At 71.7% G+C, this 19,798-nt stretch carries 18 protein-coding genes and 1 pseudogene; 12 read left to right on the top strand and 7 right to left on the bottom strand.

Annotated features, from left to right (window positions below; all coding sequences use genetic code 11):
* Positions 1-29: 29 nt before the first annotated feature.
* Entirely contained in the window at positions 30-536 is a 507-nt protein-coding gene (locus tag ACZ4E1_RS05090) for a hypothetical protein (protein WP_467535954.1), read from the bottom strand.
* A 261-nt stretch (positions 537-797) separates the two neighbouring features.
* Here ACZ4E1_RS05090 and ACZ4E1_RS05085 point away from each other — a divergent pair, with 261 nt between their 5' ends.
* The 4 genes from ACZ4E1_RS05085 (at position 798) to ACZ4E1_RS05070 (ending at position 3,915) form a co-directional block, all read left to right on the top strand.
* Entirely contained in the window at positions 798-1,385 is a 588-nt protein-coding gene (locus ACZ4E1_RS05085; protein ID WP_467535953.1) for a histidine phosphatase family protein, read from the top strand.
* A 65-nt stretch (positions 1,386-1,450) separates the two neighbouring features.
* Complete coding sequence (locus ACZ4E1_RS05080) at positions 1,451-1,993, top strand: GNAT family N-acetyltransferase (protein ID WP_467535951.1); 543 nt, start codon at positions 1,451-1,453, stop codon at positions 1,991-1,993.
* A 191-nt stretch (positions 1,994-2,184) separates the two neighbouring features.
* On the top strand, positions 2,185-2,985 hold the full coding sequence (locus ACZ4E1_RS05075) for a GNAT family N-acetyltransferase (protein ID WP_467535949.1): 801 nt from the start codon (positions 2,185-2,187) through the stop codon (positions 2,983-2,985).
* Positions 2,986-3,207: 222 nt separating this feature from the next.
* Complete coding sequence (locus tag ACZ4E1_RS05070) at positions 3,208-3,915, top strand: hypothetical protein (RefSeq protein WP_467535948.1); 708 nt, start codon at positions 3,208-3,210, stop codon at positions 3,913-3,915.
* Positions 3,916-3,937: 22 nt separating this feature from the next.
* Here ACZ4E1_RS05070 and ACZ4E1_RS05065 read toward each other — a convergent pair whose 3' ends face one another.
* Positions 3,938-4,957 (bottom strand): GlxA family transcriptional regulator, encoded by a 1,020-nt coding sequence (locus ACZ4E1_RS05065; protein ID WP_467535947.1) that lies wholly within the window; start codon positions 4,955-4,957, stop codon positions 3,938-3,940.
* A gap of 132 nt (positions 4,958-5,089) precedes the next feature.
* On the opposite strand from ACZ4E1_RS05065, the gene ACZ4E1_RS05060 reads away from it, so the two are divergent.
* The 4 genes and pseudogenes from ACZ4E1_RS05060 to ACZ4E1_RS05045 all read left to right on the top strand — a co-directional run bounded on the left by ACZ4E1_RS05060 (position 5,090) and on the right by ACZ4E1_RS05045 (position 7,650).
* Positions 5,090-5,941 carry a dienelactone hydrolase family protein gene (locus ACZ4E1_RS05060; RefSeq protein WP_467535946.1) on the top strand — a complete coding sequence of 284 codons (852 nt, stop codon included), beginning with the start codon at positions 5,090-5,092 and terminating at the stop codon, positions 5,939-5,941.
* A gap of 62 nt (positions 5,942-6,003) precedes the next feature.
* Positions 6,004-6,552, top strand: a complete 549-nt coding sequence (locus tag ACZ4E1_RS05055) for a YciI family protein (protein WP_467535944.1) — start codon at positions 6,004-6,006, stop codon at positions 6,550-6,552.
* Between the two features lie 15 nt (positions 6,553-6,567).
* Positions 6,568-6,744 (top strand): annotated as a pseudogene (locus ACZ4E1_RS05050) (class I SAM-dependent methyltransferase); the annotation flags it as partial.
* Between the two features lie 111 nt (positions 6,745-6,855).
* Positions 6,856-7,650: an SDR family NAD(P)-dependent oxidoreductase gene (locus ACZ4E1_RS05045; protein WP_467535942.1), complete on the top strand. Its 795-nt coding sequence runs from the start codon at positions 6,856-6,858 to the stop codon at positions 7,648-7,650.
* Positions 7,651-7,723: 73 nt separating this feature from the next.
* Here the strand turns inward: ACZ4E1_RS05045 and ACZ4E1_RS05040 are convergent, their stop codons facing one another.
* On the bottom strand, positions 7,724-9,055 hold the full coding sequence (locus tag ACZ4E1_RS05040; RefSeq protein WP_467535940.1) for an MFS transporter: 1,332 nt from the start codon (positions 9,053-9,055) through the stop codon (positions 7,724-7,726).
* Between the two features lie 54 nt (positions 9,056-9,109).
* Between ACZ4E1_RS05040 and ACZ4E1_RS05035 the strand changes: the two genes are divergently transcribed.
* Positions 9,110-9,889 carry an AraC family transcriptional regulator gene (locus ACZ4E1_RS05035; protein WP_467535938.1) on the top strand — a complete coding sequence of 260 codons (780 nt, stop codon included), beginning with the start codon at positions 9,110-9,112 and terminating at the stop codon, positions 9,887-9,889.
* Positions 9,890-9,982: 93 nt separating this feature from the next.
* On the opposite strand, the gene ACZ4E1_RS05030 is transcribed toward ACZ4E1_RS05035, so the two are convergent.
* Positions 9,983-11,428, bottom strand: coding sequence for an amino acid permease (locus tag ACZ4E1_RS05030; RefSeq protein ID WP_467535937.1), 1,446 nt, complete (start codon positions 11,426-11,428; stop codon positions 9,983-9,985).
* Between the two features lie 157 nt (positions 11,429-11,585).
* Between ACZ4E1_RS05030 and ACZ4E1_RS05025 the strand changes: the two genes are divergently transcribed.
* Complete coding sequence (locus tag ACZ4E1_RS05025; RefSeq protein WP_467535934.1) at positions 11,586-12,446, top strand: IclR family transcriptional regulator; 861 nt, start codon at positions 11,586-11,588, stop codon at positions 12,444-12,446.
* Between the two features lie 9 nt (positions 12,447-12,455).
* Here the strand turns inward: ACZ4E1_RS05025 and hutC are convergent, their stop codons facing one another.
* Positions 12,456-13,232: a histidine utilization repressor gene (gene hutC / locus ACZ4E1_RS05020; RefSeq protein WP_467535932.1), complete on the bottom strand. Its 777-nt coding sequence runs from the start codon at positions 13,230-13,232 to the stop codon at positions 12,456-12,458.
* Between the two features lie 207 nt (positions 13,233-13,439).
* Here hutC and hutU point away from each other — a divergent pair, with 207 nt between their 5' ends.
* Positions 13,440-15,125: a urocanate hydratase gene (gene hutU / locus ACZ4E1_RS05015; protein ID WP_467535930.1), complete on the top strand. Its 1,686-nt coding sequence runs from the start codon at positions 13,440-13,442 to the stop codon at positions 15,123-15,125.
* A complete protein-coding gene (hutG, locus tag ACZ4E1_RS05010; RefSeq protein WP_467535927.1) occupies positions 15,122-16,102 on the top strand; it encodes a formimidoylglutamase in 981 nt (326 codons plus the stop codon). The genes hutU and hutG overlap by 4 nt, the downstream gene beginning before the upstream one ends.
* A 91-nt stretch (positions 16,103-16,193) precedes the next feature.
* Here the strand turns inward: hutG and ACZ4E1_RS05005 are convergent, their stop codons facing one another.
* Positions 16,194-16,763, bottom strand: coding sequence for a HutD/Ves family protein (locus tag ACZ4E1_RS05005; RefSeq protein WP_467535925.1), 570 nt, complete (start codon positions 16,761-16,763; stop codon positions 16,194-16,196).
* A 116-nt stretch (positions 16,764-16,879) separates the two neighbouring features.
* Positions 16,880-19,600: an aminotransferase class I/II-fold pyridoxal phosphate-dependent enzyme gene (locus ACZ4E1_RS05000; RefSeq protein WP_467535923.1), complete on the bottom strand. Its 2,721-nt coding sequence runs from the start codon at positions 19,598-19,600 to the stop codon at positions 16,880-16,882.
* Between the last annotated feature and the right edge of the window lie 198 nt (positions 19,601-19,798).

Raw genomic sequence — 19,798 nt, 5'->3', positions numbered from 1 at the left:
CGGGGCCGCCGGACAGCGCCCCGGGATCGCTAGGCGGGCCTCAGGTCCGTGATCTTCCTGGTCCGCAGGTCCGTCTGCACCTTGATCCTGGTGATCTCGGGGTGCTTGCCGTCGCTCCAGGTGAGGGTGACGAGCGCGGTGGCGTGCCCGGCGCCCGACCCCGTGTACGCGACCGACCACTTCACCGGCACGTTCTGCGCGAAGAGGATGCCGTCGGCGTGCTCGCGGGCCTCGTAGCCGGCGACCTTCTTCTGCTCGGCGGTCGAGAGGTAGAACTTCCGCAGGGCCTTGGCCTGGGCGCCCGCGGCGGGGTCGTCGGTGCTCCACACGGCGTCGATGTAGGCACCGTAGAAGTCGGCCACGCGGTCGGTCACGTTCCTCGGGTCGCCCTGGACGGGTGTCGGCGCGGCCGTGGACGCGTATCGGGTCGTGGGGGCGGGGGCCGGGCCGGCGAGTGCGGGCGTGACGGCGGCCAGGCCCAGAGCCGCGGTGAGCGAGCCGGCGACGAGCAGTCGGGCGCGGAGGTTCTTGTGCATCGGAAGTGCCTTCCCCGTATGGCGTGCAGGTGTTCCGCCCGGGCGATGAGTCCGCCCCGGCCTTTCGGTCACAGGCAAAGATGTCCAATAGGGGAGGCCAGTTCCAGTAACACCTCTCTTGTTTCGGAATTTTCTCGATGTGCCGCGATATCGCTTACCGCCGCTTATCGAACGGAAAGAGGTTGTGCGCGAATCAGAAAAAGGACGGCAAAATTTAATGCCGTGGAACGGGCGCGGCGAGGTCGGCTAGCGTGCGCGCCCATGGGTGAACTCATCGTGATCCGGCACGGCCAGACCGAGTGGAGCCTGTCGGGTCAGCACGCCGGCCGGACCGACGTACCCCTGACGGAGGCCGGCGAGGCGGCTGCCAGGTCGCTCGCGCCGAGGCTGGCGGGCCGGCGTCTCACGGCCGTGTTCAGCAGCCCCTTGAGCCGCGCTCTGCGCACGGCCGAACTGGCCGGCCTGACGGACGCGAAGCCCGACCCGGACCTGCTGGAGTGGGACTACGGCGGCTACGAGGGCCTGACCGCCGAGCAGATCAGGGCGTCCCGGCCGGACTGGGACCTGTGGCGGGACGGAGTCGTCCCCGGCGACGCCGCACACCCCGGCGAGCGGCTCGACGAGGTCGCCGCGCGCACGGACGCGGTGCTCGAGCGCATCCGCCCCCTGCTGAGCGAGGGCGATGTCGCGGTCGTCGCGCACGGCCATCTCGCGCGCGTGCTCACCGTGCGCTGGCTGGGCCTCGACCCGTCCGCGAGCCGACTCCTCGGCCACCCGCACCCGGGCACCCTCAGCTTCCTGTCCTCGGAGGACGGCCAGCCGTGCATCGGCGGTTGGAACGTGCCGTAGGGGGACGGGGCCCGGTCCCCCGCGGGGGCGGGCGGGACGTTCGACACACGCTCTAGGATCGCCGGATGTCTGATCTCTCCGCCACCGCCTATCTCGTCCACGGCCCTCGGGTGGCCGTGCGCACGCTTCGCCTCGCGGACCACGCCGAGTTGGCGGCGCTGGCCCGGGAGAGCTCCGCGATGATGCGCCGCTGGCTGGGTGTGAGCGAGCGTACGGAGGCCGAGTTCGCCGCGTACATCGAGCAGATCGCTCAGCCGTCCCGCGAGGGGTACGCGATCTGCCGGAGGGACACCGGCGCGATCGTCGGCACCGTCAACATCAACAACATCGTCCGGGGCGGCCTGCAGTGCGGGACCCTCGGGTACACGGCGTACGCGTCGACGACGGGCCGGGGCTACATGACGGACGGGCTGCGGCTCGTCGTCCGGTACGCGTTCGAGCATCTGGACCTGCACCGCCTGGAGGCCAACATCCAGCCGGACAACGAGGCTTCCCTCCGTCTCGTGCGGCGGCTGGGATTCCGCCGTGAGGGGTTCTCGCCCGCGTTCCAGCGGATCAACGGCGAGTGGCACGACCACGAACGCTGGGCGCTGACGCGGACGGGGTGACCGGTCAGGACGGTGATGCCGTGTCGGGTGGTCGGAGGCCGAGGTGTGCGGGTGCTCGAGTGCGCGCGTGCGCGGGTCGGAAAGTTGCTCGCCCACCCATCGAGTGAACCCGGACGGGGCACCTTGTCGCTGTCGGCGTCGTTCATCGAGGCGGGCGACGACCTTCCCGCCCTACGACCTGAGGGGTTCTGATGCACGAGCTCGCGGACGCGATCGAATCGGTGGAGCAGCTGACGGTGGGCTGGCGCGCCCTGGTCCTCGACCGGGACCCGGGCGCGGACGTGCGCGATCTGCCGGGGATCGCCGTGCGCTGGGCCGACTGCCGGTTCGCGTTCTGGAACTGTCTGACGTTCACCGAGGCTGGCCTCGACACCGGCCTGATGCGGCGGCGGCTCGCCGAGGCGGCCGGCATCATGCGGTCGAAGCGGCACCCGGGCTTCCTGTGGGTCTTCGACGACCTCCTCCAGGATGACGCCCGGGCCGAACTCGACGCCGCGGCGGCGCAGATGGGCCTGGAGCACGCCTTCCCGGGCACGGGTATGGCCGGCAGTTTCCTGCCGGTTCCCGATCCCGTCCACCCGGACCTGACCTTCGTACGTGTGGCGACCGAGGAGCAGCTGCGGGCGTTCGCGGACATCAACTCGCGGGCGTACGGGTTCCCGTTGGAGGACGGCCGGGACGGGCTCGCGGGGTCCCGGCTGTGGCACGAGGAGGTGTACGCGTATCTGGGGCTCCGGGACGGTGAGCCGGTGACGTGTGCCGCGTCCGTCGAGGCGGCGGGCCGGCTGTTCGTCGTGCTGGTCGCCACGGAACCGGCCTGGGAGCGCCGGGGATACGGCGAGGCCGTCACCCGCAAGGCGCTGCACGAGGGCGCGCGGCTGACAGGCCTGACCCGGGCGACGCTGCACGCGACCGTGGCGGGCGCTCCGATGTACCCCCGCATCGGCTTCGAGCCGAACTCGCCGATGCGCTTCTACGCGCTCAAGAGCTGAGCCCGTGACCGTGGGGAGCCCGGGGCGGGCCGGGCTCCCGTTTTTGCGGGCGCGGTAGTTGGCTGCCTTCACGCGGTTGTTGGTCAGTGACGGGACACGTGTGCAACGCCCCTGGCCTTCCCGCACGTCGGGCCGTACGCAACTTCCCGTTCGGGGGATGCGGCATACATCCCGGTTGTACGATGCGTGCCATCCGTCGGCACAACGGAGAGCGAGCCGGAAATGGCCAGTACACCAGCCGAGACGCTCCGGTCCCGGTACGTCGAGCAAGCCGCGTCGGATCTGGCGGAGAACCGGCGCCAGCAGCGGGAACTCACCGACAAGATCAAGATGTTGAAGCAGGAGGAGTCTCTCCTCACCGACATCCTGAGCATCACCGAGCGGTTCGAAGACCCAGTGACGGCGTCGTCGTCCTCGTCGTCCGAGCCTGCGGGGCAGACGGAGCAGGCTCAGGAGGAGACGGACACCTCTCCCGCCGCGCACCCCGCTCCGGCGCGCACCGCCTCGAAGCCGACCGCGAAGCATCCCGCGAAACCGGCTGTGAAACCGGCTGTGAAGCCCCCCAGGAAGGCCGCCCCGAAGCCCGCTCCCCGGAAGGCCGCCAAGAGCGCGCGGTCCGTCAAGGCGACCAAGCCCGCCAAGCCCTCCGCCGCTGCGGGAACGAAGTCCGGCGGCACGGCGGACTCCGGGGCGAAGCAGAGCACCCGGCCCCTGCTCGGTGACCTCCTCGCGGAACTGCTCGGGCGGTACGAGGAGCCGCGTCTCGCGAAGGAACTCCGTGAGGAGTTGCTGGAGAAACACCCTGACCGGACCCCGACGCCGCAGGTCGTGCGGAACACGTTGGAGGCGCTGGTGGCCAAGGGCCGTATCCAACGGCACAAGCAGCAGCGTTCGGTGATGTACATGCTGGTCGGGCAGGACGCCGCCTGACGGGCCGGGCACACCGGCCACTTCAGGAACGGGCGGGCGGCACAGGGCGGTCGGCCCCGGCCCCGCGCCGGAACTTGGCGCGGTACTCCCCCGGCCGCTGCCCCGTGTGCCGGACGAACAGACCGCTGAAGGCGCCGACGTCGCGGTAACCGACATCGGCGGCGATCCTCGCCACCGTCCTGTCGGTCGTCTCCAGCAGGTGTCCGGCCCGGCGGACCCGGGCCGCCTGCAGATGGGCGAGCGGGGTGTGTCCCGTCTCGTCGCCGAAGCGGCGGAGCAGCGTGCGGGTGCTGACGTGGAAGGTGCGAGCGAGCGCGGGCAGGTCGTAGCGGGCGTCGAGGTGCTGGTCGAGCCAGCGTTTGACGTCCAGGGAGAACGTGCGGCCGGTGGTGGGGACGAGGGCGGTGTCGACGTACGGGGCCTGGGTTGAACGGGCGTCGTCGACCAGTGCGACGCGGGCGGTGCTGCGGGCGACGGCGGGGCCGTCGTGTGCGCGGATGAACTGCAGCGCGAAGTCGTACATGGCGCTGAACGCGGCCGTCGTCGTGATGCCCCGGTCGGTCACGACGAGCCGGTCGGGAGACAGGTGGGTGTCGGGGTGGCGGCGCGCGAGGCGGTCCGCGAACAGCCATGAGGTGGTGGCCTCGCGGCCGGCGAGCAGTCCGGCCTCGGCAAGGAGGAAGGCGCCGACGCACACGGAAACGAGCGCCGTGCCCTCGGCGGCGTGCGCGCGAAGGGCGTCCAGCTCCGGGGCGAGTCCGGCGAGCGTCGCATCGAGGTCGAGGGCGGGCGACAGTTCGAAGCCGGGGACCACGAGGACGTCGACCGGGCGCATCGCGGCTACGTCGAGGGACCAGCCGCCGGAGGCGCGGACGCGGCGCCTCGGCGAGAGCACGGTCACCTCGTAGGCGGCCGGCGTCGTCTCGCGCGTCCTCGCCGCGACATGGCCCGCCATGGTCAGCAGGTCGGGGACGCCGTACACCTCGGACGCGAAACAGCCCGGGTAGGCGAGCACGCCGACGCGCAGCTGGCTGGGGTTCACGGGCGCCTCCCGATCGGATCGTTCGGACAAGGACTGGGCGGAGCGGGGGAACGGAACGGCTGGCGATATTAGCCGGTTGCCTGGCGATGTCGCCGCTGTCCGGGGGTGTTCCTGATCGCGCACGATCACCGCATGACAGACGGAACAGGCAGGCAGGAACGCGAACTGCGCGACCCCCTGGACGACTTCGAGCAGCGGGTCGTCGGCGTGGACGGCGTGGAGAAGACCGTGTACGTGACCGGGGCGGGCCCGGCCGTCGTGCTGATGCCGGAGATGCCGGGCATCAGTCCCGACGTGGCGCGCTTCGCGCGGTGGCTTCGGGAGGCCGGGTTCTCGGTGTATCTGCCGTCGCTGTTCGGGGTCGACGGCGCGTATCCGCTGGCGGAGGCCAGGGAGACCGTCGTGCGGCGGGCGTGTGTCAGCGCCGAGTTCCGGGCGTTCGCCGGGGGCGGGACCAGTCCGGTGACCGGCTGGCTGCGGGGGCTGGCGCGGCAGGCGCACACGGAGCGGGGCGGGCCCGGGGTCGGGGCGATCGGCCTGTGCTTCACCGGGAACTTCGCCCTGACGATGGCGCTGGAACCCGTGGTGGTGGCGCCGGTCGTCAATCATCCGTCGCTCCCCCTCGACGACCCGGGCGGCCTGGAGCTGAGCGCCGAGGACGCGGCGGCGGTGGCCGAACGGGTGGGACGGGACCGGCTGAAGGTGCTCGCCTACCGCTTCGCGAACGACACCTGGTGCACGGGTCAGCGGTTCGCCGCGTACCGCGCGCTCCTCGGCGACGCGTTCGACGGGCGGGTGCTCGACGACGCGGACGCGAATCCCGCCCCGCCGCCGTTCTTCCGGGACGTCGTCGGCTGCGCGCACAGTGTCGTCACCGCGCATCTCGTCGACGAGGAGGGACATCCCACGCGGCGGGCCCGGGACGAGATCATCGCCTTCCTCGGCGAGCGGCTCGGGGTGACGACGGCGACCGGCGGGGTGTAGCCGGGCCCCGCCGGGCTAAAGCCGGTTGAGGACCGCGGCCCCGTAGGGAAAGGTCTGCGGACATGGAGTTCTTCGTTTATCACCGGGACCGGGTCGGCTCGCTCGCGCTGCGTCAGGCGCTGCTGGAGGACCACTGGTCGTACATGGACGGGTTCGCGGCCGAACTGATCGCGCGCGGCCCGGTGTTCGAGCCGGACGGCGAGTCGCTCAGGGGAAGCGTGCACGTCGTCGAGCTGCCGGATCCGGCCGCGGCGTGGGCCTTCGCGTGCGAGGAGCCCTGCTACCAGGCCGGGGCGTACCGGGACGTGATGGTGCGCCGGTGGCGGAACGAGCTGGGGCGCACCATGTGGGACTTCGCGGGCGGGCTCACCGGCGAGGACCGGTATCTGGTGCTCGGGCTCGGCCCGGAGGCGGGTGCCCGGTACGCGGTGCCCGCCGAGCGCGAGGAGCTGCTGGCGTTCGGCCCGCTCCTGTCCGACGACGGGGAGACATGGCTGGGGACGGCCGCGCTCGTACGGGCCCCGGACGCGGAGGCCGCCCGGGGCGTGCTCGGCGCGGGCCCCTGGGCGCAGGTCGAGGTGCACCCGTGGGAGTGCGGCGGGCGCCGCTGAGCACAGGGCGACGCGCACGTGCATCCGTTCCCCGACGGCGAGTTCGATGTCCTCGTCAGTCGCGGCGGTGTCATGTTCTTCGCCGACCACGTGGCAGCCTTCACCCACCTCCGGCACGCGCTCGCGCCACAACCTGCGGATGTCGACGCGGCGACCGTCACTCGTGTCCGCGCCTCAGTACGCGGCGCGTGAACCCATGCCCTAGCGCGACTGACGCGACCGGCTGAGCGGGCGGAGTTGCGCCCCGGGCCGGTCCGGGCAGGCTGGGTGAGGACATGCCCCACGCCGCAAGGAGCTGGCCCCATGCAGATCGACCTGTCGGGACGTACCGCGCTGGTCACCGGTTCGACCCAGGGCATCGGTGCCGCCATCGCCACCGGGCTGGCCCGGGCCAGTGCCACCGTGGGCATCAACGGGCGGTCCAGGGACCGGGTCGAGGAGGCGATCGGGCGGCTCCGCGAGGACGCGCCGGGCGCGGAGTTCGTTCCGGTCGTGGCCGACGTCACCACGGAGGAGGGCGCGCGGCGGGCCGCCGAGGCGCTGCCGCGCGTGGACGTGCTGGTCAACAACCTGGGCATCTTCGACTCGGCGGACCCGCTGGAGATCAGCGACGACGAGTGGCGCCGCTACTTCGAGGTGAACGTGCTGGCCGCCGTGCGGCTCGTCCGCCAGTACCTGCCGGGGATGAGCGGGCGCGGCTGGGGCCGGATCCAGAACATCGCGAGCGACTCCGCCGTGGTGATCCCCGCCGAGATGATCCACTACGGCATGTCCAAGACGGCGCTGCTCGCGGTGACCCGGGGCTTCGCCAAGCAGGCCGCGGGCACCGGAGTCACCGTCAACTCGGTCATCGCCGGGCCGACCCACACGGGCGGGGTCGAGGACTTCGTGTACGGGCTCGTGGACCGGGACCTGCCGTGGGACGAGGCACAGCGGGTCTTCATGCGCGAGTACCGTCCGCAGTCGCTGATCCAGCGTCTGATCGAGCCCGAGGAGATCGCGAACATGGTGGTCTATCTCGCCTCGGACCAGGCCTCGGCGACGACGGGCGGTGCACTGCGGGTGGACGGCGGCTATGTGGACTCGATCCTGCCCTGATGTCCGGGCCTGCCCCGCTCACCGCCCGACTCGGTGTGCGCGCGTCCCGCGCCCGGGACGCGCTGACGCACGGTCACTCGTGTCCCGCGTGCGTGCCGGTGGGGGCGGAGTGCGGAATCCCCTCCGTGCCCCGCACTCCCCCGCCGTCCGTCCACTGCACCACACCCCTCTCGGACGCCACAACAGGAGGGAGATCTTCCGTTTTCCTCGCGCCGAGACCGCGCGCGGGGCCGCGGGGCGACGGACCGTCAGGAGCCCCCGCCCCCGGGGGCGGGGGCTCGGGCAGGGTGCGGAAGAAGAGCCAGCTCAGGGCGGGCATGGCGATAAGCGGGGTCAGGGCGGTCTGCAGCGTGAGCGTGTCGGCGAGGCGGCCGAGCAGCGGGCTGATGAGGCCGCCGATGCTGACGGTGAGTCCGAGCGTGACGCCGCTGGCCGTGCCGACGCGGGAGGGCAGGTAGTCCTGGCCCAGGGTGACCTGGAGCGAGAAGGGGACGTAGAGCCCGGCCGAGGTCAGGGCCACGAACACGTACAGGGCGGGTCCCGGCACGTAGAGCAGCCCGGCCACGGCGGCCACGGTGAGCAGGTAGGACCAGCGGCACACGCGGACGCGGTCGTACCGGTGGGCCAGGGAGCCGCCCAGGAGCGAGCCGACGGCGCCGCCCGCGAACAGGAGGAACAGCGCGGCGGTGCCCGCGGCCGAACTGCCGTGCATGCGCTGCCGGGTGTACAGGGCGACGAAGGTGCTCAGGCCGATGAAGACGACCGAGCGGAAGACGACGGCCAGCGAGAGTTTCAGGAAGGACCGCACGTCGTCCGAGCCGTCCGGTGCCGGAGCGGACGCGGGTGCGCCGGCCTGACGCCGGGCCAGCAGGCGCAGCACGGGCGCGGCGAGGGCCGCGCCGGCGAGTGCGGGCAGGGCCAGGAACGGGGTCCAGCGCAGTGAGCCGTGGCCGATGACGACGGACACCATGACGGGTGCCAGGGCGAAGCCGATGTTGCCGCCCAGCGAGAACCAGCTCATGGCGCGGTGGCTGCCCCGGCTCGCCAGCCGGGCCACGCGGGCGGATTCGGGGTGATAGGCGGCGACGCCGACCCCGGAGACCGCGACGAAGACGAGCGTGAGCGCGTACGAACCGGTCACGCCGCTGAGGGCGATCCCGGCGCCGCCGAGGAGCGTGCCGGCCGGCAGCAGCCAGGGCATCGCCCACCGGTCGGTGAGCATGCCGAACACGGGCTGGGCCACGGACGACAGAAGCGACGCGGCGAGGACGAGACCGGAGGCGACGGCGTACGTGTAGGCACGTTCGGCCACGAAGAACGGGATGAGGGACGCCACGGCGCCCTGGTAGATGTCGACGCAGGCGTGGCCCACGGAGAGCAGCAGGATCGAGGTGTTCCTTCGCACGTCCTCATCCTGCGAAGAGGGCGTGGTGTCGCGCTTTCGATAAAGTGACAGGTGATGCAGAACATCCGCCACGAAGGCGCCGCGCGGGCGCAGGCCGCCGTCCGGCACACGAGCGTCGCGCCCACCAGCACGCGGTGGCTGGCGTCCGGCGGGGAGATCGACGCCCATCGCCACGACGACCACCAGATCGTCTACGCGGGGCACGGCACCATCGCGGTGACGACGGACGCCGGTTCATGGGTGACGCCCGCGACCCGCGCCATCTGGATCCCGGCCGGGACGGTGCACCGGCACCAGGCGCACGGCGAACTCGAACTGCACCTCGTGGGGCTGCCCGCCGCGCAGAACCCGCTCGCGCTGACGAAGCCGACGGTGCTCGACGTCAGCCCGCTGCTGCGGGAGCTGATCGTGGCGTACACGCGTGACCCCGAGGACGACAGCGCGCGGCGGACGCGTCTGCGGGCCGTCCTGCTCGACGAGTTGAGGGTCGCGCCCGAGAGGCCGCTGCATCTGCACGCGCCGTCCGCTCCCCTGCTGTGCGCGGTGTACGCCCTCCTGCGCGCGGACCCCGGTGACGCGCGGTCCCTGGAGGAGCTGGGGCGGCAGGTCGGGGCGAGCGCACGGACGCTCTCGCGGCTGCTCCGTGCCGATCTCGGGCTGACCTTCCCTCAGTGGCGCACCCAGATCCGGCTGCACCACGCGCTGGTGCTGCTCGCGGACGGCCTGTCCGTCACGGCGGTCGCGCACCGGTGCGGATGGTCGTCGGCGAGCACGTTCATCGCCGTGTTCCGCCGGACGTTCGGGCACACGCCCGGTTCGCGCCAGGGCTCCTGAGCGCGGACGCACCTGCCGGTCCGCGCGAGACCGTACGCGCGAAGCGGGCACCCTCCTCGGTGGAGGGTGCCCGCTTCACAGGGTCGGAAGGGCTCAGCCGGAGACCTCGGCCCGCTCCTCCTGCGCCGTGTCCACGGCGGTGGTGTCGTCCTGCGCGGCCGGCACCGACTGCGGGTCGGCGCCCCCCTTGCGGCGGACGGACAGGAGGTAGACCACGGTGAGCAGGGCCAGCCAGACCACGCCGACCTCGAGCGCCACGCGGGTGTCCTCCGCGAACCCGAGGAGGACCAGCACCGCGGTCATGAACACCAGGGTGATGATCTGGCCGTAGGGCCAGAACGGCGCCGGGAACTTGAGGGCGGCGGTCTCCTCCGGAGACATCGCGCGGCGGGCCTTGACGTGGGTGAGCATGATCATCAGCCAGACGAAGACCGTCGCGAACGTGGCGATGGAGGCGATGATCAGGAAGATCTCGCCGGGGACGACCGCGTTCATCACGACGCCGAAGAGCAGAGCGCCGATCATGACGAGCGTGGTCACCCACGGCACGCCGTTGGGGGTCGTGCGGCGCATCACGGCGGGGCCGTGGCCGCGCTCGGCGAGGCCGAACATGGTGCGGCCCGCGGCGAAGATGTCGCTGTTGATGGCGGAGAGCGCGGCGGTGAGGACCACGACGTTCAGGACCGCGGCCGCGGACTTGAGGCCGACACCCGCGAAGATCTGCACGAACGGGCTGCCGGAGTCGCTGATCTGCTGCCACGGGGTGATCGACATGATCACGGCGAGGGTCAGGACGTAGAACAGGATGATGCGCAGCGGGATGGAGTTCACCGCGCCCGGGATGGTCTTCTCCGGGGACTCCGCCTCGCCGGCGGTGACGCCGATGATCTCGGTGCCGCCGAACGCGAACATGACGATGGCGAAGGAGAGGACCCAGCCGTCGATGCCGCCGGCGAAGAACCCGCCGTTGTTCCAGAGGTTGTCGATGCCGACGTGGACGTGGCCGGTGCCGAGGCTGAAGGCGATGACCACGATGCCGACGATGATCATGGAGACGATGGCCACGATCTTCACGAGGGAGAGCCAGAACTCCAGCTCGCCGAAGACCTTGACGCTGACGAGGTTCAGGGCGCCGACGATGAGGACGGCGGCCAGCACCCAGATCCAGCGGGGCACGTCGGGGAACCAGAAGCCCATGTACACACCGATGGCGGTGACGTCGGCCACGGCCACGATGACCATCTCGAAGGCGTACGTCCAGCCGGTGAGGAAGCCGGCGAGCGGTCCGAGGTGACGGCTCGCGTACTCACCGAAGGAGCCGGCGCTGGGGTTGGCGACCGCCATCTCGCCGAGCGACCTGAGCACGAGGAAGACGGCCGCGCCGCCGATCAGGTAGGCGAGCAGGACGGCGGGGCCACCGGTCTCGATCGATGCCGACGAGCCGTAGAACAGGCCGGTGCCGATCGCCGAGCCGAGGGCGATGAAGCGGATGTGCCGTGAGTTGAGCCCGCGGCTCAGGCCGGCTTTTTCGGTACGCAAACGAATGTCTCCCTCTGGGGGTGGGGGCCGGAGGACGTGCCGGAGGAACATGTGGGGGGGGTGAGATGCCTGCGGCATCGACCTGTTTTCCGAGCTCCCGACAGCGAACGTCAGCTTGTATATTCCTGTCTATACAGGCGCGTCAAGAGGTGGTCCGATGAATGAGCGGAATGAGCACAAGTCACCGCCCCGCCCATCCTCCAGCGCCTCCCCCGCCGTGGGGCGGGCTCTCGACATTCTGGTATACCTTGCCGGTCGCCCCGGCCTGGTGCAGGCGGCGACCCTCGCCCGTGACCTGGAAATTCCCCGCTCGTCGGCGTACCACATCCTCACCGTCCTCGCGGACCGCGGCTTCGTCACGTACGTGCCGTCGGAGCAGGCCTACGGGCTCGGTGTGGCCTCCTTCGAGGTCGGCTCGGCGTATCTGCGCCACGAGCCGCTGGAGCGCCTCGCCCGGCCGATCCTGCGCACGGTCGCGAGCCGGCTGGGCCAGACCGTCCACCTCGGCATCCTGCACGGAGCGGAGACGGTCTACCTCCTCAAGGAGCGTCCGCCGGCCCGCGCCGGGGACATCGACATCGCACTTGTGACGGATGTCGGCGTGCGGCTGCCGGCCCATCTGACGGCCAACGGTCGGGCCATCCTCGCCCACACCTCGGAGGCACAGCTCCGGGCGCTGTTCTCCCGCCCCGGCGATCTGACCACCCGCACCGGCCGGGGCCCGCGTTCGCTGCCGGAACTGACCGGTGAGCTGGCCCGGGAGCGGGAGCGGGGCTGGTCGCAGGAGGTCGAGATGGTGTCGCAGGGCTTCTGCTCGATGGGGGTGGCCTCGTTCGACCACAACGAGCGGCCGGTCGCCGCGATCAGCACGACCTGGCGCCGCCATCACGGCCGGCACGACACCGAGGAGGTGCGGGAGGCGCTGGCGCAGGGTGCGGCGCGGCTGACGGCGGCGGTCTCGGGACACACGCCGACGACGGCCGTCGGCCCCGCCGCGGGAGCCGGCCCCGCCCACTGAGGCGACGCCTCAGTGCGTCGCGAACGCGCCTTCCAGGCGGTACCGGGAGCCCGGGTGCAGCAGCCGGGCGATGCTCACGAGCGCGTCGCGCGACCAGGTGCGGCGCTGGATCAGCAGGCACGGCTCGGCGGGCGCGACGTCGAGGATCGCGCACTCCTCCGGTGAGGCCAGGACCGCCTCCACGATGTGCTCGCCTCGGCCCAGCGGCGCGACCTTCGACAGGAACGAGTACGGGGTCTGCAGCGTGAAGTCCTGGTCCAGGTAGCCGGGCGCGAAGGCAGGGTTCACGGAGCGGTCCTCCAACTGGAGCGGCACGCCGTCCTCCAGGTGCACGACCCGGGAGCGGAAGACGGGGTCGCCCTTGCCGAGCCCGAGGTGCGCGGCGGTGCGCTCGTCGGCCGGCTCCGCGCCCAGGGACAGCACGCGGGCCCCGTACCGGTGTCCGCGGCTGCGGACCTCGTCCGCGATGTTGTGGACCTCCAGGAGCGCCGAGCTGGCCTTGCGCTCGGCGACGAAGCTGCCCACGCCCATGACACGCCGGATGACGCCGTCGGCGGCGAGCTCGCGCAGCGCGCGGTTGACCGTCATGCGGGACAGGCCGAGGGCGTCGACGAACTGGCTCTCCGAGGGCAGCGCGTCGTCCTCGCGCCAGTGGCCGTCCCGGATCTGGCGCTCGACGAGCTCCTTGACGCGCTGGTACGCGGGCACGGATCCGCCCGCGCCCTCCTCGTACCACCGGGCCAGTTCCGCCGGGTCCACGACCACGCCGCCCACCGTCCTCGCCATCCGCTCCCCCTGCGCGCCAGCCTGCTCCTGCCTGCCTCGAATCCTAGGGGAGCGGTTCTCCGCGCGGACGGGCCGTTGGTCCCTCGTCAGGTCCTTCGCCCGGGAAGCGTCTCGGATCCGAGAAATGCGGGCGCCGCCGCTGGTTCCGCGCCCGCCGCTCGCATGTCATGAGGGTGCACAACCGCTCGATCCCCTTGAGGAGCACACATGACCACCCCTTCCCACGCAGCGCCGGGCGTCGTCCGGGCCCCCCGCGGCACCGAGCTGAACACCCTGGGGTGGCAGCAGGAGGGTGCCCTGCGGATGCTCATGAACAACCTCGACCCCGAGGTCGCCGAGCACCCCGAGGACCTCGTCGTCTACGGCGGCACGGGCAAGGCCGCCCGTAACCACGAGGCGTACGACGCGATCGTGCGCACGCTGAAGACGCTGAAGGACGACGAGACCCTCCTCGTCCAGTCCGGCAAGCCGGTCGGTGTCATGCGCACCAACGAGTGGGCTCCCCGTGTGCTCCTCGCCAACTCCAACCTGGTGGGCGACTGGGCCAACTGGGAGGAGTTCCGCAAGCTGGAGGCCGAGGGCCTCACCATGTACGGCCAGATGACCGCCGGTTCGTGGATCTACATCGGTTCGCAGGGCATCCTGCAGGGCACGTACGAGACCTTCGGCGCGGTGGCCCGGAAGAAGTTCGACGGGACGCTCGCCGGCACCATCACGCTGACCGCCGGTATGGGCGGCATGGGTGGTGCGCAGCCGCTGGCCGTGACGATGAACGACGGTGTCGCGATCTGTGTCGACGTCGACGAGACGCGCATCGACCGCCGCATCGGCACCCGCTACCTCGACGTCAAGGCCGACAACCTGGACCACGCGCTGGAGCTCGCGATCCAGGCCCGCGACGAGCGCCGCGGCCTGTCCATCGGTGTCGTCGGCAACGCCGCGGAGATCTTCCCGGAGCTGCTGCGCCGCGAGGCCCCGATCGACATCGTGACCGACCAGACCTCGGCGCACGACCCGCTCGCGTACCTCCCCGTGGGTGTCTCGGTCGCCGACTGGCACAAGGAGCGCGAGGCGGACCCGGCGGGCTTCACGGAGCGTGCGCGCAAGTCGATGGCGCTGCACGTCGAGGCCATGGTCGGCTTCCTGGACAAGGGTGCCGAGGTCTTCGACTACGGCAACTCGATCCGCGACGAGGCCCGCAAGGCCGGCTACGACCGCGCCTTCGACTTCCCCGGCTTCGTCCCGGCCCACATCCGCCCGCTGTTCGAGGAGGGCCTCGGCCCGTTCCGCTGGGCCGCCCTCTCGGGTGACCCGGAGGACATCGCCAAGACGGACAAGGCGATCAAGGAGCTGTTCCCGGAGAACAAGCACCTGCACCGCTGGCTGGACATGGCGGGCGAGCGGGTCGCGTTCGAGGGTCTGCCCGCGCGCATCTGCTGGCTCGGCTACGGCGAGCGCCACCTGGCCGGTCTGAAGTTCAACGAGATGGTCGCCTCCGGCGAGCTGTCCGCCCCGGTCGCCATCGGCCGCGACCACCTGGACTCCGGTTCGGTGGCCTCCCCGTACCGCGAGACCGAGTCGATGCGCGACGGCTCCGACGCGATCGCCGACTGGCCGCTGCTCAACGCCCTCGTGAACACCTCCTCGGGTGCCTCCTGGGTCTCCATCCACCACGGCGGCGGCGTCGGCATGGGCCGCTCCATCCACGCCGGTCAGGTGTGCATCGCCGACGGCACCGAGCTGGCCGGGCGCAAGCTCGAGCGCGTCCTGACGAACGACCCCGGCATGGGTGTCATCCGCCACGTCGACGCCGGCTACGAGTACGCCTCCTCGGTCGCCAAGGAGCGCGGTGTCCGCGTCCCGATGACGGAGTCCGAGGGCCACTCGGCGTGAGCACGTACCCGGAGGCCGCTCCGGCGGTCGCCGTCGTCCCGGCCCGGCCCTGGTCTGGCCGGGACGACGGGCCCGGCGCCGAGCACCTCCGGTGGCACCACGCGGTCGAGCTCGACGCCGAGCTGACCGAGCCCGGTGACCTCGCGTTCGTCGGGTTCGCGTGCGACGAGGGTGTGCGCCGCAACAAGGGGCGCCAGGGCGCCGCGCAGGGCCCGGCGGCCCTGCGGCGGGCCCTCGCCTCGATGACGCTGCCCCGGCCGCTGCGGGCGTTCGACGCCGGTGACGTGCGTGTCGACGGCGCGGCGGACGACGCTCTGGAGACGGGCCAGCAGCGCCTCGGCGCCGCCGTCGCGCACCTGGTCGAACGCGGTCACCGGGTGGTCGTCCTCGGCGGCGGTCACGAGGTCGCGTTCGGCACGTACAGCGGTCTGGAGCAGACGCGGGCCGTGCGGGCCGGCGGGCGGCTCGGGGTGCTGAACCTCGACGCGCACTTCGATCTGCGCGACGACGTGCGGCCCAGTTCGGGCACGCCGTTCCTGCAGATGGCGCAGAGCGAGGCGCGGCACGGCCGGGACCTGAACTACTGGGTGCTCGGCATCAGTGAGGCCGCCAACACGCAGGCACTGTTCCGCACCGCCCAGTCGCTCGGCGTGCGGTATCTGCCGGACACCGAGTGCGGTGTGCTGGACGCGACACGGGTGGACGCGTTCGTCGACGCGTTCCTCGCGAGCTGCGATCTCGTGCATCTGACGGTCGACCTCGACGTGCTGCCGGCGGCCGTGGCCCCCGGGGTCAGCGCACCGGCCGCGTACGGCGTGCCGATGGAGGTCGTCGAGCGGGTGTGCACGCGGGTCGCGCGCAGCGGCAAGCTCCTGGTCGTCGATGTCGCCGAGCTGAACCCCGAGTTCGACGTGGACGGGCGCACGGCGCGGGCCGGTGCCCGTCTCGTGCACCGCGTGGCCACCACCTGGGCGTGACGCCCACCCCCTGAACAGGCCGCCAGGTCGACCGGCATGCGAGAGCCGCGGCCTGGCGGCCGCGGCTTTCCCGCACTGCTTCTTGTGAGGCTCAGCGGACGTCCGTGAGGGCGACCACCGCGAGGACCCCGTCGACCGCGATGTCGGCGGGGGCCTCGTCGTCCTGGAGCAGGACCGCGTCGAGCCGGCCGAGCGTGACCGAGTCCCGGTACAGGGTCGCGGAGCCCTCCAGGACGATCGCGAACACGCGGGTGCCGGGGGCGGGGTGGAGCACGGTGTAGCGGCGCTCGATGGCGACCTCGGCCTTGGCGTCAGTGCGGCGGACCATCACGTTGAAGTCGACGATGGGGCCGTCGAGCAGCCGGCAGTCGGTGGTGGCGTCGCCGGAGAAGGCGAGCGGGGTGTAGCGGGTGTCCACGACGTGTTCCGTGCCGTCGACGGTGAGGGCCATGCCCGGACCCTCGACGACGGTGATGATGCGGTCGATGCCCTCGAACGCGGAGAAGGGGCCGCTGCCGGCGACGTCGGCGACGCTGATGCGCCACACGAAGTCGTCGGTGCCGGCGCCCTGGGGGTGGGCCAGGACCTCGGTGGTGATGCCGCCGCCGTTCTTCCACGGTGCGGGGGTCCGCTCGTGTGCGCGCAGGATCTGAGGTGCCATGAGAGGGAGGGGTTCCTTCCGGTCCGGTCGTGATCAGGTGCGGTGGGAAAACGCGTCCTCCTCCCCCGCGGCCTGGGCTGCGGGAGAGGAGGGTGCGCGGTGGTTCTGGATCCGTCCTAGCGCTCGGCGGTGTGCCGTGCCTCCAGGGCGGCCTCGGTGAAGACCCGGTAGCCGGCCTCCGGGTCGTAGCCGTGGATCTCGCGGGTGTCGAGGGCGGCCATGTACGTCAGGACGTCCTTGCTGACGACCTGTCCGGGCACCAGCACCGGGAAGCCGGGCGGGTACGGGGTGACGAAGGTGGCGGAGACCACGGTACGTCCCTCGGCCATGGCGTCGGTGATCTCCTCCGTGGACAGGTGCTCGCACTCGGTGTCGTCGTAGGCGAGGAAGAACGCGGCGCGCATGTCGCCCTCGGGGGTGCGCGGGCTGGGCCGGAACGCCGGGTGGAAGGCGCTGAAGTCCGGCAGGGCCGCGGAGCCCGTGCCGAGGCCGGTGACGACGCCGCGGTGCACGGCGAGGTCGTGCGGGCTCATCTCGCCGACGCTCTCCTCCAGGTCCTCGGCGATGCGCACGAGGACCTCGATGAGATAGGCGACGGAGCTGCGGGTCGTGCCGATGTTCGTCATGAACAGCAGCGTGTTGCGGGTCGTCTTGTTGACCTGCACGCCGTGACGGTCCATCAGCAGGTCGTGCTTGAAGGTGTCGCCGTCGATGCCGGTGCGGCCGATGTGCAGGGTGGCGCGGGTGGGGTCGAGGACGAACTCGTCCTCCTCCCAGGCCCGTTCCATCCGGGCCAGGCCCGTGCGCAGCGGCTGCTCGATGCCGGAGGAGCGGAAGCGCGGCGGGATCAGCTCGGGTGTGGTCAGGACGTGCAGGTAGCGGCTGAGCAGCGGGTGCTGGTCGACGGCGTCGCGCAGCACTCCGGCCTGTTCGAGCTGCTTCTGGACGAGGGCGTACCCCTCCAGGACGGCCTGGCGCCGGCCCAGGTCCATGGAGGCGAGGATCTGGTAGTTGGGCGAGGTCGAGGTGTGCGTCATGTACGCCTCGTGGAACACCTCGGCGACCTTGTGCCGGAAGTCCTGGTCGAAGACGTGGACCATGGAGCCCTGGCGCATCGAGGTGAGCGTCTTGTGCGTGGACTGCGTGGCGTAGACGCGGACCCGGACCTGCTCGGGGTCGGGCAGGAGCCGGGTGGTGGCGAGGGTCTCGTCGTCCGGGTCCTCGCCGAGGCGCTCGCGGTGGGCGGCGTACGTGTCGGCGTACGCGGGGTCGCGGTAACGGTCGGTGAGGGTGCGGGCGGAGGCCATCGCGGTGCGCCGGCGGTAGACGGGGTGGAAGCGGGCGAAGGCGAACCAGGCCTCGTCCCACAGGAACGCCAGGTCCGGCTTGAGGGCCAGGCACTCCTCCATCACGCGCGTCGGGTTGTAGACGATGCCGTCGAAGGTGCAGTTGGTCAGCATCAGCAGCTTGACGCGGTGCAGGACGCCCTCGCGCTTGAGCATCAGCAGCTTGCGCTTGATCTCCTCGACGGGGACGGCGCCGTACATGCCGTACTCGTCGAGGGGATAGGCGTCGAGGTAGACGACGTGGGCGCCGGCCAGCACGAGTCCGTAGTGGTGGGACTTGTGGCAGTTGCGGTCCACGAGCACGATGTCGCCGGGGCGCACCATGGCCTGCACGACGATCTTGTTGGCGGTCGAGGTGCCGTTGGTGACGAAGTAGGTCTGGCGGGCGCCGAAGGCCTCGGCGGCCAGGTCCTGGGCCTCGCGGAGCGGGCCGGTGGGGGCCAGCAGGGAGTCCAGTCCACCGGAGGTGGCGGAGGTCTCGGCGAGGAAGATGTTGGTGCCGTAGAAGTCGGCGATCTCCGGTATCCAGGGCGAGTTGAACACCGAGGCGCCCCGGGAGACCGGCAGGGCGTGGAAGACGCCGGTGGGCTTGCGGCTGTGGGCGCGCAGCGCGGTGAAGAACGGGGCGCGGTGGCGTTCGGTGATGCCGTGCAGGATCGACAGGTGCAGTTCGAGCAGGCCTTCGCGGGCGTGGAAGACGCGCCGGAAGCGGCGGCTGAGGCGGCCCGCGGTGGACTCGACGGCTCGCTCGGACACGAGGTAGAGGTCGAGTTCGGGGCGCAGCGCCAGGAGGCGGTCGCCGAGGGCGCGGACCTGTTCGTTGCTGTCGTCGGGGGTGGCCGCCGGGGCGTCGGCCGACTCGTCGAAGAAGCGGCGCACGACGCTGAGGTCGTGGCGGGAGCGGTCGGTGAACCGGTCGCGGACGACGACGGCCTGGAGGCTGGAGTTGACCAGCGACGTGATGACCGCGTCCTCGAAGCTCGGGGCGACGACGATCTCGTAGGCGAACTCGTCGTCGGGGCGGCGCAGTCGGCGCAGTTCGGCGCGCAGGGCCTGTTCCTCGGCGGCGTCCAGGTCGCCGACGACGAGGACCTCGAAGTACGGGGTGGAGGGCGCCGGCGTGGTGTACGGCGCCTCGGCGATCTCGTCGGCGCAGCCGCTGGGGGTGGCAGCGGTGTGCGGGGCGGTGCCGCGGTGCCGGTGGCCGGCCAGGGCGCGGTCGAGTTCGTCGGCGCGCTGGGCGAGGTGGCGGTGGTCCCCCTCGGCGAGCAGGGCGGAGAGTTCCCTGAGAGCGGGCAGGCCCGGGAAGGCCCAGCAGTGCTCGATGGGGGTGAGGAGGTCGATGAGCTCCTCGATGCCCGCGACGGTGTGCGGGTGGCCGTCCGCGCCCTGCGTGGCGAGGCGGTGGGTGAGGTCCGTCAGGGAGCTCCAGGCGTCGGCGCGCAGTTGCCCGACGCTGTTGTGCACCGTGGCGGTCGGCAGGTCATTCACCGGGAAAGAGCTCCTTCTGAGGGCTGCCCGGCCCGCCGCGGACGGGGAGGGCGCGAAGAGGGGTGAGGCGTGGGTGGCAGCGGACCAGGGCCTGACCGGCCCTTCCCTCGTCGCGTTGAGGGCCGCTCGGAGGGAAGGGACGGTCAGGGCCTGGCACACCTCCCGGGTCCCGCCGGACCCGGGAGGTGTGGGGCACGG

The sequence above is a fragment of the Streptomyces sp. NPDC025806 genome (assembly GCF_055558275.1).
This window is presented reverse-complemented; position numbering and strand designations above follow the sequence as displayed.

What these genes read in the sequence shown, in the direction of transcription:
- ACZ4E1_RS05035 (WP_467535938.1), top strand. Translation starts at nt 9,110, where the DNA reads ATGCAGAACATCCGCCACGAAGGCGCCGCGCGGGCGCAGGCCGCCGTC.
- hutC (WP_467535932.1), bottom strand. Translation starts at nt 13,232, where the DNA reads ATGGCGAGGACGGTGGGCGGCGTGGTCGTGGACCCGGCGGAACTGGCC.
- ACZ4E1_RS05085 (WP_467535953.1), top strand. Translation starts at nt 798, where the DNA reads ATGGGTGAACTCATCGTGATCCGGCACGGCCAGACCGAGTGGAGCCTG.
- ACZ4E1_RS05070 (WP_467535948.1), top strand. Translation starts at nt 3,208, where the DNA reads ATGGCCAGTACACCAGCCGAGACGCTCCGGTCCCGGTACGTCGAGCAA.
- ACZ4E1_RS05055 (WP_467535944.1), top strand. Translation starts at nt 6,004, where the DNA reads ATGGAGTTCTTCGTTTATCACCGGGACCGGGTCGGCTCGCTCGCGCTG.
- ACZ4E1_RS05060 (WP_467535946.1), top strand. Translation starts at nt 5,090, where the DNA reads ATGACAGACGGAACAGGCAGGCAGGAACGCGAACTGCGCGACCCCCTG.
- ACZ4E1_RS05005 (WP_467535925.1), bottom strand. Translation starts at nt 16,763, where the DNA reads ATGGCACCTCAGATCCTGCGCGCACACGAGCGGACCCCCGCACCGTGG.
- hutU (WP_467535930.1), top strand. Translation starts at nt 13,440, where the DNA reads ATGACCACCCCTTCCCACGCAGCGCCGGGCGTCGTCCGGGCCCCCCGC.
- ACZ4E1_RS05090 (WP_467535954.1), bottom strand. Translation starts at nt 536, where the DNA reads ATGCACAAGAACCTCCGCGCCCGACTGCTCGTCGCCGGCTCGCTCACC.
- ACZ4E1_RS05045 (WP_467535942.1), top strand. Translation starts at nt 6,856, where the DNA reads ATGCAGATCGACCTGTCGGGACGTACCGCGCTGGTCACCGGTTCGACC.
- ACZ4E1_RS05075 (WP_467535949.1), top strand. Translation starts at nt 2,185, where the DNA reads ATGCACGAGCTCGCGGACGCGATCGAATCGGTGGAGCAGCTGACGGTG.
- ACZ4E1_RS05025 (WP_467535934.1), top strand. Translation starts at nt 11,586, where the DNA reads ATGAATGAGCGGAATGAGCACAAGTCACCGCCCCGCCCATCCTCCAGC.
- ACZ4E1_RS05080 (WP_467535951.1), top strand. Translation starts at nt 1,451, where the DNA reads ATGTCTGATCTCTCCGCCACCGCCTATCTCGTCCACGGCCCTCGGGTG.